This window comes from Streptomyces sp. NPDC001415 (assembly GCF_053597395.1).
This window is the reverse complement of record NZ_JBSFIE010000009.1, coordinates 22881-35940: the sequence shown is the minus strand read 5'-3', so window position 1 is coordinate 35940 and position 13060 is coordinate 22881. Positions and strand designations below refer to the sequence as shown.

Annotated in this window: 13 protein-coding genes; 7 read left to right on the top strand and 6 right to left on the bottom strand. The window is 71.5% G+C overall.

The window, feature by feature from the left end; all coding sequences use genetic code 11:
- Window positions 1-113: 113 nt before the first annotated feature.
- The gene (locus ACWC2B_RS14430; protein ID WP_450716781.1) at window positions 114-947 is read right to left on the bottom strand and encodes a lysozyme; all 834 of its coding nucleotides are present in this window, start codon (window positions 945-947) and stop codon (window positions 114-116) included.
- 309 nt (window positions 948-1256) lie between these two features.
- Between ACWC2B_RS14430 and ACWC2B_RS14425 the strand changes: the two genes are divergently transcribed.
- The gene (locus ACWC2B_RS14425; protein WP_450716982.1) at window positions 1257-1709 is read left to right on the top strand and encodes a MarR family winged helix-turn-helix transcriptional regulator; all 453 of its coding nucleotides are present in this window, start codon (window positions 1257-1259) and stop codon (window positions 1707-1709) included.
- A gap of 39 nt (window positions 1710-1748) precedes the next feature.
- On the opposite strand, the gene ACWC2B_RS14420 is transcribed toward ACWC2B_RS14425, so the two are convergent.
- Window positions 1749-2534: a hypothetical protein gene (locus ACWC2B_RS14420; RefSeq protein ID WP_450716780.1), complete on the bottom strand. Its 786-nt coding sequence runs from the start codon at window positions 2532-2534 to the stop codon at window positions 1749-1751.
- A gap of 337 nt (window positions 2535-2871) precedes the next feature.
- Between ACWC2B_RS14420 and ACWC2B_RS14415 the strand changes: the two genes are divergently transcribed.
- The 5 genes from ACWC2B_RS14415 to ACWC2B_RS14395 are packed head-to-tail and all read left to right on the top strand — an operon-like array spanning window position 2872 to window position 8270.
- Window positions 2872-5463, top strand: a complete 2592-nt coding sequence (locus ACWC2B_RS14415) for a nitrate- and nitrite sensing domain-containing protein (RefSeq protein WP_450716779.1) — start codon at window positions 2872-2874, stop codon at window positions 5461-5463.
- Complete coding sequence (locus tag ACWC2B_RS14410) at window positions 5460-5975, top strand: roadblock/LC7 domain-containing protein (RefSeq protein ID WP_450716778.1); 516 nt, start codon at window positions 5460-5462, stop codon at window positions 5973-5975. The genes ACWC2B_RS14415 and ACWC2B_RS14410 overlap by 4 nt, the downstream gene beginning before the upstream one ends.
- Window positions 5972-6382: a DUF742 domain-containing protein gene (locus tag ACWC2B_RS14405; protein ID WP_450716777.1), complete on the top strand. Its 411-nt coding sequence runs from the start codon at window positions 5972-5974 to the stop codon at window positions 6380-6382. Before ACWC2B_RS14410 ends, ACWC2B_RS14405 begins: the two co-directional genes overlap by 4 nt.
- The gene (locus tag ACWC2B_RS14400; protein ID WP_450716776.1) at window positions 6360-6980 is read left to right on the top strand and encodes a GTP-binding protein; all 621 of its coding nucleotides are present in this window, start codon (window positions 6360-6362) and stop codon (window positions 6978-6980) included. The genes ACWC2B_RS14405 and ACWC2B_RS14400 overlap by 23 nt, the downstream gene beginning before the upstream one ends.
- A 48-nt stretch (window positions 6981-7028) precedes the next feature.
- Window positions 7029-8270, top strand: a complete 1242-nt coding sequence (locus tag ACWC2B_RS14395; RefSeq protein WP_450716775.1) for a styrene monooxygenase/indole monooxygenase family protein — start codon at window positions 7029-7031, stop codon at window positions 8268-8270.
- On the opposite strand, the gene ACWC2B_RS14390 is transcribed toward ACWC2B_RS14395, so the two are convergent.
- From ACWC2B_RS14390 to ACWC2B_RS14375, 4 genes are all read right to left on the bottom strand, one after another.
- Window positions 8267-9433, bottom strand: a complete 1167-nt coding sequence (locus tag ACWC2B_RS14390; RefSeq protein ID WP_450716774.1) for an NlpC/P60 family protein — start codon at window positions 9431-9433, stop codon at window positions 8267-8269. The two genes, ACWC2B_RS14395 and ACWC2B_RS14390, sit on opposite strands and share 4 nt — an antisense overlap.
- Before the next feature lie 105 nt (window positions 9434-9538).
- Complete coding sequence (locus ACWC2B_RS14385) at window positions 9539-9838, bottom strand: hypothetical protein (protein WP_450716773.1); 300 nt, start codon at window positions 9836-9838, stop codon at window positions 9539-9541.
- 10 nt (window positions 9839-9848) lie between these two features.
- On the bottom strand, window positions 9849-10574 hold the full coding sequence (locus ACWC2B_RS14380; RefSeq protein ID WP_450716772.1) for a TetR/AcrR family transcriptional regulator: 726 nt from the start codon (window positions 10572-10574) through the stop codon (window positions 9849-9851).
- A gap of 95 nt (window positions 10575-10669) precedes the next feature.
- Window positions 10670-11599, bottom strand: coding sequence for an AurF N-oxygenase family protein (locus tag ACWC2B_RS14375; protein ID WP_450716771.1), 930 nt, complete (start codon window positions 11597-11599; stop codon window positions 10670-10672).
- A 190-nt stretch (window positions 11600-11789) separates the two neighbouring features.
- Between ACWC2B_RS14375 and ACWC2B_RS14370 the strand changes: the two genes are divergently transcribed.
- Window positions 11790-12893 (top strand): ferritin-like domain-containing protein, encoded by a 1104-nt coding sequence (locus tag ACWC2B_RS14370; protein ID WP_450716981.1) that lies wholly within the window; start codon window positions 11790-11792, stop codon window positions 12891-12893.
- The last annotated feature ends 167 nt before the right edge of the window (window positions 12894-13060 follow it).

Genomic DNA, 13060 nt, shown 5'->3' with positions numbered 1-13060 from the left:
CGCATGCCGCGCGCGAGATGGGGTCAGGTGTGCGAGTCGTGCTCCGTACGGGCAAGTGAAAGGGCCCCCGGCTACGCAGCGCCGGGGGCCCCGCTCGTGTGACGAGGACCGGGTCAACCGTTAGCGAGCGCCTGCAGCCGGTCGTACGCCCCGTTGAACCTGGAGTGGTCGCCGACCGTCGGGCCGGACGAGGTGTACTGCCACATCGTGTAGTAGCCCCAGCCGGCCGGCAGGGTGCCCGGGTCGGTGTTGTAGCGGGCGATCCAGAGCGGGTCGGTCGAGCCGAAGGCGGAGGAGTTGCCGGTGCACTCGCTCCACCAGCTGGCCGCGGTGTAGATCACCGCGTCGCGCCCGGTACGGGCCTTGTACTCGTTGACGAAGTCGCGGATCCAGCTGACCATCGAGGCCGCCGACTTGCCATAACAGGCGGCGCCGTACGGATTCCACTCGATGTCGAGCGCGCCCGGCAGCGTCCGGCCGTCGCGGGACCAGCCGCCGCCGTGGTTCACGAAGTAGTCGGCCTGGGCGGCGCCGCCCGTCGTGTCCGGCGTCGCGAAGTGGTAGGAGCCGCGGATCATGCCGACGTTGTACGAGCCGTTGTACTGCTGGGCGAAGTAGGGGTTGGTGTAGTACGTGCCCTCGGTGGCCTTGACGTAGGCCCATTTCACGCCGCTGCTCCACAGGGTGGACCAGGCGACGTTGCCGTTGTGGCTGCTGGTGTCGACACCCTCTGTCTGCACAGCCTGCAGGTCGCGGGTGTCCCGGGGTGGACCGCCCACCCCGTCGTGCCGCGCGACGCCCATGCCGAGGGTCGCGGAGCCGCGCGCCGGGGTGTCGGCGGCGCCCGACGTTCCGGTGGAGCCGAGGGCGAGGGCGAGGGAGGAGAGGAGGATCCCGGCCGCGGCAATGGGTCCGCGGCGGGCCGTTCCGGATCTGTGCACGGACATTGCGTGCCTCCGAAAGGCTCGGTGGGGCTTGGGACTTGACGGCCTGGGTCGACATGCCGACGTATCGCTGTGGACATGTCAGGAATGACGCTACGCACGTAGACCGGTGGCGCGAAAGGGCTACAGGTTATGCCGTTGGTTCAGACCTCTGGAGGGGACGACACGCTGCGGGAACGGTGTGGCCTGGAAGAAACTTTCATTCGGCGTCGGCTCCGGCGTCATGGCCGCCGCCTGCGGGCGCGGGGACCCTCGGAGTGCCGGGGCCACGGCATGCTGGGAAATACTGTGCCCTCACGACACACCTACGGCATGGGAGCCGATGTGCACGGTCCGGACCAGGAGTTCCTCGCGCTCGAACGCGAGCTGGCCGTCTTCCTGCGGCGGGCCAGGGCCTCGTCCGGCGAGATGGCCCGCGAGGTCCACCCCGATCTCGAACCGGCGGCGTACGGACTGCTGGTGCGCCTGGACGAGGCCGGCCCGCAGCGGGCCACCGAACTCGCCGGGTTCTTCGGCGTGGGCAAGGCGACGATGAGCCGCCAGTTGCACGCCCTGGAGGACCTGGGCCTGGTGGCCCGCGAACCCGACCCGGCGGACGGCCGCGCCTCCCTGGTCCGCATCACGGCGGAGGGCACGGCGAGGTTCAGCCGAGTGCGGGACGCCCGCCGCGAACGCTACGTCCGCAAGCTGGCGAACTGGGACCGGGCGGAAATCTCGGAACTGGCCCGCCTGCTGCACCAGCTGAACGCGGCGGCGGAGGGGTAGGGGGACCGCCTTCGGCACCCGGCATCGCAAGACAGGCGGCTACAACTCCACCAGCACAACCGTCGCATCGTCATGCCGTTTGCTCCCCCGCAGGAACACCCGCTCCACATCCCCCGCCTCCAACTCCCGCACCCGCTCGACCAGCCCGTCCGGCCCCGCCTTCCGGACCAGCGCGACGCAGTCCCCCCACGACCCCTCGCCGAACTTCTCGACCCACCGGGTCGCCCCGTCCGTCAGGGCGAGGACCTCGCGCAGAGGGGCGAGCGGCGCGCGGCCGGTCACCGCGCGCGCGGCAACCGTCGGGTCCGCCGCCGCCGTGAAGAAGCCGCCCTCCTTGTTGCGGGCGAGGGCGTCGGCCACCGCGTCGCTGACCAGGGAGGCTCGCGGCACCCGGTCGAGGCGGTCGTCCAGGACCGCCCGCACCGTTCCGTCCGCCGACGCGAGAAGCAGCGCCGAGTCCGACAGGACGAGGTACTCCAGCTCCGCCGCGTCCCAACGCGCGAGCACCACCGTCGCCTGAGGCGTGCGCGGGTGAGAAAGGTCACACGTGTCGCGGTGGGCATCCGCGGTGCGCCGAATGGATTCGGCCAGGATCTCGGCCAGCGTCATATCCCGCCGTGAAGCCGACAGTTCGGTCAGAGCGCCTCCGAGCCGCGCGGTGAACCAGGGAACGTCGTGCACGCAGTCGCCGTTGCCGGGCAGCGGCGTCACCCCGTCGAGGACGACGAGCACGCCGCCCAGGCCCGAGGCGGGCAACGCGGTAGCGGCCCAGTCCTCGTTGGGGCGGGCGGGATCTCCGGGGATGCTGGCCAGCTGGATGCGCATGCCTGTCAGTCTGCACGACGCCTTCACGGCGCCTTCATGCCCTCCGCAGGCCCGGCGAACGGCCCGTCAATTGGCCTGTACCAGCGGGTGAACCGGACGATCCCGGGAGGAATCCGCCACTCCGCCGAGCTGTGGGCGGGCATCCTGCCAAAGGGCGCGCGGAAGTTCCAACCGGGGTCGACCACGAGCGGGGCCGGGCATTCCGCGGGAGTTGATGGTCAACTCTGAAGTGATGTTCACTCGTTCAGGTGGCCGAGCAGTGACTACTCGTCATGACCAGTCGTCACCTTGGCTTCCTTGGTGGACTGGCAAACACGAGTGAAGATTGAGAGCACCGGTGCAGAACAAGCGGCCTCGGGGCGACGACGGCACACGCGCACAACGCACCGTACGGGTGCGGAGCCGCCTGGTCGTCTCCGTCGCCGTCGTCTCCCTCATGGTGCTCGGAGCCGGTGCGCCCACCCTGTTCGCGGCCTCCGCGGACCTCACGGACTCCCAGCACCTGGTCACCCTCGCGCAGCTCGACCAGCAGACGGTGAGCCTCGCCCACGCGCTGGGTGACGAGCGGGACGGCGTCACGCAGTACGTCGCGGCCGGCCGGCCCAGCGGCAAGGACGCGGCACTCAAGGAGCCCGCCGCCCGCGTCGACCGCCAGATCGACGAGCTGCGCGCAACCGCCCCCGCGGGCCTCGCGCGCGACCTCGCCACCGTGCCCGCCCTGCGCCGCACCGCGCTCACCGGCAAGGGCACGGCCCTGGAGGCGCAGAAGGCGTACTCCGACGTGATCGCCACGCTGCTCGCGGTCGCCGACGAGCTGGCCGACCGCACTCCGCCGCGCGCCGCCGAGGCCGTGCGGGCGCCGGGTGCGCTCGGGCGGGCCGTCGAGCAGGCCTCGGCCACCCGCGGGCTGCTGCTCGGCGCGCTGTCGGTGCCGCCGGGGCAGACCTCCAGGGTGTTCGACCCGGTCACCGGCAAGTACGTACAGAAGGAGAAGGAGGACGGCGACGCGGGCCGGGTGCGGGACGCGCTCAGCGCGGCCGCCCAGCAGGCGCACGTGCGCGAGCAGTCCGCGCTCGCCGACTTCGACCAGGCCGCGGGCGCCGCCGCCCGCGACAAGGTCGCCACCACCGTCACCGGGCCCGACGTGGAGGCCGCCGACGGCTTCCTCGCGCGCCTCACCGACCAGCCCCAGCTGAGCGCCACCGAGCGCAGGTCCGATCCGAACGCGGTGGGCGCGGCCCTCTCCGCCCGGATCGACCGGATGCGCGGCGCCGAGGCGGCCCTCGCCACCTCGCAGGTCAAGCGGTTCGAGCAGCTGCGGGACGACGACGTCACCGCGCTTGAGATCCGTATCGGCCTGATCGGCGCGCTGCTGCTGCTCGCCATCGGCGTCTCCTCCGCCACCGCCCGCAGCCTGACCCGCCCGCTCGCCGTGCTGCGCCGCGGCTCGGCCCGCCTTGCGCAGGCGCCGGAGACCGAGGAGCCGGTGCGCTTCACCGGCCGCAACGACGAGTTCGCCCAGGTCGTACGGTCCCTCAACGAGCTGCACACCAAGTTCGTCGAGCAGCACTCCCGGGTCGCCGGACTCGACGAGGACCTCGCCAAGCAGCGCGGCCGCCTCGCCCGCCTCGCCGCCGAGAAGGACGAACTGCGCGTCCGGGTAAGGGAGTTGAGCGAGCAGCTGGAGCGGGCCGAGGGCACCGTCAAGCACGCCTTCGTCAACCTCGGGCTTCGCAGCCTCGGTCTGATCGAGCGTCAGCTCGCCGTCATCGAGAGCCTGGAGGAGCGCGAGCAGGACCCGGACCAGCTCGCCGTCCTCTTCAAGCTCGACCACCTGGCCACCGTCATCCGGCGCCACGGCGAGAACCTCCTGGTCCTGGCCGGCACGGAGCACCACCACAACCACCCGGGCCCGGTCCCGCTCGTCGACGTCATGCGGGCCGCGGTCAGCGAGATCGAGCGGTACGAGCGCGTCGTCATCCAGGCCCTGCCGCCACACGCCCAGGTCGCCGGGTTCGCCGCCGACGACCTGAGCCACTTGGTCGCCGAGCTCCTGGAGAACGCCACCTCCTTCTCCCCGCCGGACGCCCAAGTGCAGCTCTCCGGCTGGCAGTTGGAGGGCGGCGAGATCATGCTCTCGGTCCAGGACGAGGGCATCGGAGTGCCCCCCGAGCGGCGGGCCGAGCTGAACCGGCGGCTCGCCGATCCCGCGTCGTACGAACCGGGCGAGCCCGGCACCGAGGCGGGCGGCCTCGGCCTGCACGTCTCGGCGCTGCTCGCGCACCGGCACGGCGTACGCATCGAGCTGCGCGAGCAGAAGCGGGGCGGCGTCGCGGCGGTCGTGGTGCTGCCCGAGGCGATCCTGCCGACCACCCCGCCGGTGGCCGCGCCGCACATGGTGCCGGGCGACGCCCCGCGCTTCACGCTGCCGGGCGCGCTCGCCGAGGCCAACTCCAATGTGCTGCCGGAGCGTACGGAGCGCTCGGGCGAGGTGGCCAGGCCCGTCACGCCGGCGCCCACAGAGCCGGTTGGGCCCTCCGGTCTCCCCCTCGACGAGCCGACCTTCGAGATGCGGCTCCCCGAGCCCCGGCCCGCCGACACCGAGCCCGAGGCCGAGGCCGGGCACGAATCGGAGCCCGGGACCGCGCCGGAACCGGAGCCCGCACAGCCCGAACCGGAACCGGACCCCGTACAGAAGGTCACCGACAAGGGCCTCCCCAAGCGCACCCCCAAGGTCGTACAGGCGGGCTCCGCCAGGACCCAGGAACGCAAGGGCGGTACCGACGCCGCCGAGGCGCTGCGGCGCAGGCTCGGCGGTTTCCAGCAGGGCGCGAACGAAGGCCGCCGCGACGTGGCGGCGGAGCTCCAAGAGACCGAACAGCAGGCAGACACGGACACGGGGGAGACAGTCGAGGAGGTACGCAGATGAATGCGACCGGCACCGGGACCGGCAGGCCCCGTAGCGGCGCGTCCGGAACCGGCACCATCAGCACGAGCACCGAGGCCCGCGATCTGCAGTGGCTGCTCGGGAACCTCGTCGAGGAGGTGCCAGGGCTCATCTCCGTCGCGGTCGTCTCCTCCGACGGGCTGCTGCTGCTCTCCTCCGACCCGGAGCAGCGCCAGGTCACCGTCGCCCGGCAGGGCCCGCGCGGCTCCAGCGCCGACCTCGCCACCATCGTCTCCGGCATCGGCAGCCTCACCGTCGGGGCCGCCCGCCTCATGGACGGCGGCAACGTCAAGCAGACGATGGTCGCGATGGAGGAGGGCAGCGTCTTCGTCATGGCCATCAGCGACGGCTCGCTGCTCGGCGTCCATGCCACCCCGGACTGCGACATGAGCGTGGTGGCGTACCACATGGCGCTCTTCGTGGGACGCGCCGGACACGTCCTGACCCCCGAAGTCCGCAGTGCGCTGCGCCAGTCGATGGAGGCCGCCCAGTGACCCCGCCCGCCGAGAAATCCGCGCGGCTCCCGATACGCGGCGCCGACCGGAAACCGGCCCGCGTCCGCCCGTACTCGCTGACCGGCGGCCGCACCCGCTTCGGCCACGTGCTGCTCGTCGAGACGTTCGTCGCCGCGATCGAGGCGCCCCCGGAGCGCAAGGAGCTCGGCGGCAGCACGCACCGGGTCATGCCGGAGATGCTGGCCATCGTCGAGATCTGCCGCGCGATGCGTACGGTCGCCGAGATCTCCGCGCTCCTGAAGATGCCGCTCGGCGTGGTGCGCGTGCTGCTCAGCGACCTGGCCGACCAGGGAAGGATCCGTGTGTACGGGACCGGGCACGGCCCGGGCCAGCCCGACCGCGCACTGCTCGAAAGGGTGCTGAGTGGACTCCGCCGCCGCCTCTGAACTCCTCGTCCACAACGAGGAGTTGCTCCCCTGGCAGCAGGACCGCAGCCGGGCTCCCATCGCGACGAAGGTCGTGGTCGCGGGCGGCTTCGGGGTGGGCAAGACCACCTTCGTCTCGGCGGTCTCCGAGATCACCCCGCTCCAGACCGAGGCGGTGATGACGCAGGCCAGCGAGGCCACCGACGACCTGTCGACGACCCCGGACAAGGTGACCACCACGGTCGCCATGGACTTCGGCCGCATCACCCTCGACGACGACCTCGTCCTGTACGTGTTCGGCACGCCCGGGCAGGAGCGGTTCTGGTTCATGTGGGACGACATCGTGCGCGGCGCGATCGGCGCGGTCGTGCTCGCCGACACCCGCCGCCTGTCGGACTGCTTCCCGGCGCTCGACTACTTCGAGAGCTGCGGGCTGCCGTACATCGTGGCCGTGAACCACTTCGAGGGCACCGAGTCCTTCGAGGCCGAGGACGTGCGCGAGGCGCTCACCGTGCCGCCCCACATCCCGGTAGTGATCATGGACGCGCGCAGCCGGACCTCGGTGATCGAGTCTCTGCTCGGCCTGGTGGCCCACGCCCTGGAAGCCTGCCCCGAATAGACCCCGCCCCCCACGGCTCGCTACGCACTCAACGGAGAACGGTCCCGCATGCGGAGAATACTCATAGTCGGAGCCGGCCAGTCCGGTCTTCAGCTGGCCCTCGGACTGCAGGCGCAGGGGTACGAGGTCACCCTGATGTCGAACCGCACGGCGGACGAGATCCGGTCCGGCCGGGTCATGTCCACGCAGTGCATGTTCGACACCGCGCTCCAGCACGAGCGCGACCTCGCGCTGAACTTCTGGGAGTCCCAGGCCCCGCGGATCGAGGGCGTCGGTGTCTCGGTCGCCGCCCCCGACGCCTCGCGCGCCGTCGACTGGGTGGGCAGGCTCGACGGCTACGCGCAGTCCGTGGACCAGCGGGTCAAGATGGCCGGCTGGATGGAGACCTTCGCCGAGCGCGGCGGCCAGCTCGTCATCCACGGCGCGGCCGTCTCCGACCTCGACTTCTTCGCGCGCACCTACGACCTGGTCCTTGTCTCGGCGGGCAAGGGCGAGCTCGTGTCGATGTTCGGCCGCGACGCCTCGCGCTCCCCGTACGCCGAGCCGCAGCGGGCCCTCGCTGTCTCGTACGTGCACGGGCTCGGCCCGCGCCCGGAGCACCCCGAGTTCGACGCGGTGCGCTGCAACCTGGTGCCCGGCGTGGGCGAGCTGTTCGTGATGCCGACCCTGACCACCTCGGGCCGGGCGGACATCCTGTTCTGGGAGGGCGTCCCCGGCGGCCCGCTGGACGTGTTCAACGGCGTCCGGGACCCGGGCGAGCACCTCGCGCTCACGCTGGAGCTGATGGAGAAGTTCCTGCCCTGGGAGTACGCGCGGGCCCTCAAGGTCGAACTGACCGACGCGGGCGCCACGCTGGCGGGCCGCTACGCGCCGACCGTCCGCAACCCGATCGGCCGGCTGCCCGGCGGCGGCCTTGTGCTCGGCGTCGCGGACGTGGTCGTGGCGAACGACCCGATCACCGGCCAGGGCTCCAACTCGGCGGCCAAGTGCGCGGCTTCGTACCTCTCCTCGATCGTCGAGCACGGCGAGGCCGAGTTCGACGAGGCGTGGATGCGGGCCGCCTTCGACCGCTACTGGGACACCGCCCAGCACGTGACCAAGTGGACCAACGCCATGCTCGGGGCGCCCCCGGAGCACGTCCTGAACCTGATCGGCGCGGCCGGTCAGCTCCAGCCGGCCGCCGACCGCTTCGCGAACGGCTTCAACGACCCGGCCGACTTCGAGAACTTCTTCTACGAGCCGGAGAAGACGGCCGCCTACCTCGCCGAACTGGCGGGCGCCCAGGCCTAGTTGGGCTCGGCCTCGGCCGAGTAGCCGGTGTCCATGCCCTCCGTCGCACCCTCCGGGAGCTTCGGAGGGCGGTACCAGGGGAGCGGGTCCGCCGCCGGGTCCGGGCGGACCGCGCCGAGCAGCGGGTTCGCGGCGATGGGGGAGACCTTGACGCGGGCGCCGGGACGAGGTGCCTGCACCACCAGGCCGCCGCCCAGATACATCGCCACATGGGTGGCCGTGGGGAAGTAGACGACCAGGTCGCCCGGGCGCAGCGCGGTCAGCGGGATGTGAGGCAGCTCCGCCCACTGCTCCTGGCTGGTGCGGGGGATCGGGCGGCCCGCGTGCGCCCACGCCTGCGAGGTGAGCCCCGAGCAGTCGTAGGACTCGGGACCCTCCGCGCCCCACACGTACGGCTTGCCGATCTGTTCGACGGCGTACGCGAGCGCCCGGTCGCCCTCCGGTGACGGTGCGCGCGTCGTGCTCAGGACGCCCGAGGCGAGCAGGCTCTGCTGGGCCTTGTCCATGCCCTGCTGTTCGAGGCGGGTGAGCTCGGCGAGCTGCTCGGCGGAGAGGCCGGCCAGAAGCTGCTCCACCTCTTTGAGGCGGCGCTCGACGTCGTCCTTCGCCTGCTGTTGCCGCTTGGCGAGCGCCTGCTGCTCGTCGAGGGCCTGGCGCGAGGCCCGTGCGAGGTCGGCGGCCTGCTGTTCGCCGCGGGCGAGCCGGGTCATCGCGGCCTGCCGCTCGCCCGCCGCGCGGTCCAGGACATGGCGCTGGTCGAGGGCGCTCTGCGGGTCCCGCGCCAGCAACAGCCTTACGTACGAGGAGAGTTGGCTGCTGCCCTGGTACTGCTCGCGGGCCAGCCGCCCGGCGTCGTCGCGGCTCTGGGCGAGCGCGGCGCGGGCCTTGGACAGCGAGGCGGAGAGCTTCTTCTCCTCGGCCTCGCGTCGCTTCAGCTCGACCTCGGTGGTCTTGTACGCCTCGGTGGCCTCCTCCGTCTGCCGGTACAGCGTCTGGAGCTGGGCGAGCAGGGCCGTGGCCGAGGTCTCGGGGGGCCGGTCGGGCCGGACGGCCGAGGACTCGCCGGGCGGCTGGGGCGTGGCCACCGCGAGCGGGCCCGCCACCGCCGTGGCCAGGGTCAGGGCGACGGCCGCCGCGCACACCGAGCGCACACGGGCTGACATGTGCTCACCTCCGCTCCGGAACCGGGCAGTCCGGCTCTACCGGATCGGATCGTGGCACGCGGCACCGCGACAATCCCGGTGGGAGACGTGAACGGGGTATTCGGCTCACTCGTGCGGCGGCAGCCCGGTGCGGGGGCTTGCGCCGCCGCCCTTCTTGGTCCATGGCCAGCGACGCGGCTCGCGGCCCTCGGGTACGTAGGTGTACTTCCAGCCGCGCGGCAGCCCGAGCCGCTTGGTGTGGGAGGCCGGCTCAAGGCGGTAGGCGTACACCGTCGCCGGGCCGCCGTCCGGATCGGGCACGGGCACCTCGTACCACTGCGGCGGCTTGCCGGTAGGGCCGGTCAGTACCGGCAGGACGCGCCCGTCGAGGGGGCCGCCCACAAAGAGGGTGTTCTCGCTTCGCACCCCCCAAGTCTCACAGCAGGTGGGCCGCCTCGCTCACCACGGGTATCACCCGGCGGGCCAGGAGGCCGACCGGGCCTTCGGCGGACTCGTGGGCCAGCGCGACGCGCACCACGGCGGCGGTCTGTTCGTCCGTGGCCGCCGTTGCGGTGAGCAGCGCCACCAGGTGGTCCACCAGCCAGTCGCGCAGCTCGGGCAGCGGGGGCTGCTTGTCCTCGTCCAGCCAGATGAGGGAGGCGGCCTCGACCGCCGCGATCCAGGTGCGCACCATCATCCGGAGCCGCGGGCCCGGCTTCTCCACCCGCAGGTGCACCAGGATCTGCTCGGCCGCGGCCCGCCGCACCTCGTCGACGATCGCCGTCGTACGGGACGTCTCGGCCATGCTGCCGCCCTGGAGCAGCGCCGAGAAGCCGGCGTCGTGCTCGTCGACGAAGGCGAGGTAGCGGTCCAGGGCGCGGGTGAGGCGCTGGGTGAGCGGCCCGGTCTGCGCCTCGGCGAAGCACAACTCCAGCTCGTCGGCGGCCGAGCGCAGGGCCGCCTCGTACAACTGCTGCTTGCCGCCCGGGAAGTAGCGGTAGACCAGCGGCCGCGAGACCCCGGCGGCCTCGGCCACGTCGTCGAGGGACACGTCCTCCGGCGCCCGGTGCGCGAACAGCGAGAGGGCCGCGCCGAGCAGCTGGGTGCGGCGCTCCTCGACGCTGAGCCTGCGGTACGCGGGGGTGGCGGCGGGTGAGGTCATACGGGCAGCGTAATCCCCGCGACGCGGGTCGGGGGGTGTCCGGTGTCGAGGTGGCGGCGCCGGACGCCCCCCGACGCCAGGGGCCGGGCGCCCCCTTACGCCAGCAGACCCGAGCTCTTCCACAGCCGCCGGCTCAGCCCGTTCATGACGCCTATGTCGTCGAGGAATTCCGTGAGGCGTCCCGCGCCGCTCTGCATGACCTCGCGGCGGTGGCCGCTCGCCTTCACCTGGGCCACGGCCTCGCGGCGGTCCAGGCCGACGTTCTCGTACACCTGAGGGTTGACGAAGCAGGTGGCGAAGACGCGAGCCGCCTCGCCGCAGCTGATCCGGGTCAATTCCCGCTCCCAGCGCGGCGCGGACACCATCTGGCGCCTCAACTCCTCGCGGGCGTACCGGACATGGCGGGCCTCCTCGACCACGTGGATGCGGGTCACGCCGCGCACGATGGTCTGGACGCGCTCGTCCGGGAACGTCAGGCGCTGCATCCAGTCCAGGATCTCCTCGCCGAGCAGGGTGGCCGCGAAGGAGCCCGGGGTGGTGGAGACGGTCTTCAGGACGCGGGCCAGGTTGTGGTAAACGCGCGGCACCCGGTACGTCGGCGCCCCGCCCTTCTTGATCATGCGGGCGAACATCATGGAGTGGCGGCACTCGTCGGCGATCTCGGTGAGCGCGTACCGGACGTGGTTGCTGGTGAGCGACTTGTCGTAGATGTGCCGCACGAGGAGCTGCATCAGGATGATCTCGAACCAGATGCCGAGCGAGGCGAGCGAGGCGGCCTCGTGGCGGGCCAGGTCCATGCGCTGCTCCTCGGACATCTTCCGCCACAGCGGGGTGTCGTAGAGCGAGAGGAGTTCCGGCGGCCAGAACCACTTGCCGTCCTCGATTGGGGCGTCCCAGTCGAGCTCCTTGTCGGGGTCGAAGGAGTGCTTGGCGGACGATTCGAGCAGCCGCTCGGCGACCTGCTCGCGGTCCCTGAGCAGGCCGAGTGCGTCGCGGAGCGCATCGCGTTCGGTCATGGTCGTCATGGCTGGGGGCACCTCGTGGCTGGGTTACCTGCGGTCGCCTCTTATGAGACTGCTTGTCAGTAAGCTCGTCAATCCCTTGCGCGCGACTTGTTGACCCCGCGTCTATCACCGTGTGAACCTGCCAACTGCACAGCAGTGTGCAGAATTTGAGCCCATGGACAATGCCGTCCGCGAGGCGAAGGAGCCGCACGTGTCGACGCACGACCTTTATGTGACGGGCCCGAGAGAGCCCCTGTGGCAGGTGCCGGCCTCCGGCGCCGCCCGCTTCAACTGGGACTACGACGACGGGCGCGACCGTCTGCTCGCCCTCTACCAGAAGGGCAAGGACAAGCAGTGGGACGGCGCCAAGCGCATCGACTGGGACCTGGAGGTCGACCCGTACGACCCGCTCGGCACCCCGGACGAGGCGATGACGCTGTACGGCACGCCGTACTGGGACAAGATGACCGACCGCAACAAGGGTGATCTGCGGCAGCACTACACGTCCTGGCAGTTCAGCCAGTTCCTGCACGGCGAGCAGGGCGCGATGGTGTGCGCCGCCCGCATCGTGGAGTCCGTCCCCGATCTGGACGCCAAGTTCTACTCCGCGACCCAGACCATGGACGAGGCCCGGCACGCCGAGATCTACGCCCGCTTCCTGCACACCAAGCTCGGCATGCTCTACCCGATCAACGACAACCTCCAGTCGCTGCTCGGCGACACCCTGCGCGACTCCCGCTGGGACATGCCCTACCTCGGCATGCAGGTCCTGATCGAGGGCCTGGCACTCGCCGCCTTCGGCATGATCCGGGACACCACGACCAAGCCCCTGCCGAAGCAGATCCTGGCGTACGTCATGCAGGACGAGGCCCGCCACGTGGCCTTCGGCCGCATGGCCCTGCGCGACTACTACACCCAGCTCTCCGACGCCGAGCTGCGCGAACGCGAGGAATTCGTCATCGAGGGCTGCTACCTGATGCGCGACCGGCTGCGCGGCGTCGAGGTCCTGGAGAACTTCGGCATCCCGAAGAAGGAGGCCGAGCGGCTGAGCGAGGAGAGCGAGTTCCTGCACCTGTTCAGGAAGCTCCTCTTCAGCCGCATCGTCCCCTGCGTGAAGGACATCGGCCTCTGGGGCGAACGCCTCCAGAAGGCCTACGTGGACATGGGCGTCTTCGACCTGGGGGACTCCAGCCTGGACCTGCTGATGACCCAGGACGAGGAGATCGCCGAGCAACTGGACAAGGAGCGGTTCGCCGCGGAGGAGGCGGAGCGGGTGGCGGAGGTGGAGGGGGCGATCGCGGACGGGGCGGCTTAGGAGTGGCGTAGGAGTTCGCTCCCATCGGGCCGCGTCAACGGCGCGGCCCGGTCTCGCCCGGTGGTGCGGCCCGCGCGGCCTTACTCTCCCGGCCCGAGTTCGAACTGAGGCGTGTCGTTGGTCATGGGGCGCACAGTAATCAGGAGGGGCCGGCGGGGTGCCCCCTT

Excerpts from the sequence above, each read along its gene's own strand:
- ACWC2B_RS14430 (WP_450716781.1), bottom strand. The coding sequence starts at position 947 with ATGTCCGTGCACAGATCCGGAACGGCCCGCCGCGGACCCATTGCCGCG.
- ACWC2B_RS14425 (WP_450716982.1), top strand. The coding sequence starts at position 1,257 with ATGGGAGCCGATGTGCACGGTCCGGACCAGGAGTTCCTCGCGCTCGAA.
- ACWC2B_RS14420 (WP_450716780.1), bottom strand. The coding sequence starts at position 2,534 with ATGCGCATCCAGCTGGCCAGCATCCCCGGAGATCCCGCCCGCCCCAAC.
- ACWC2B_RS14410 (WP_450716778.1), top strand. The coding sequence starts at position 5,460 with ATGAATGCGACCGGCACCGGGACCGGCAGGCCCCGTAGCGGCGCGTCC.
- ACWC2B_RS14395 (WP_450716775.1), top strand. The coding sequence starts at position 7,029 with ATGCGGAGAATACTCATAGTCGGAGCCGGCCAGTCCGGTCTTCAGCTG.
- ACWC2B_RS14390 (WP_450716774.1), bottom strand. The coding sequence starts at position 9,433 with ATGTCAGCCCGTGTGCGCTCGGTGTGCGCGGCGGCCGTCGCCCTGACC.
- ACWC2B_RS14380 (WP_450716772.1), bottom strand. The coding sequence starts at position 10,574 with ATGACCTCACCCGCCGCCACCCCCGCGTACCGCAGGCTCAGCGTCGAG.
- ACWC2B_RS14375 (WP_450716771.1), bottom strand. The coding sequence starts at position 11,599 with ATGACGACCATGACCGAACGCGATGCGCTCCGCGACGCACTCGGCCTG.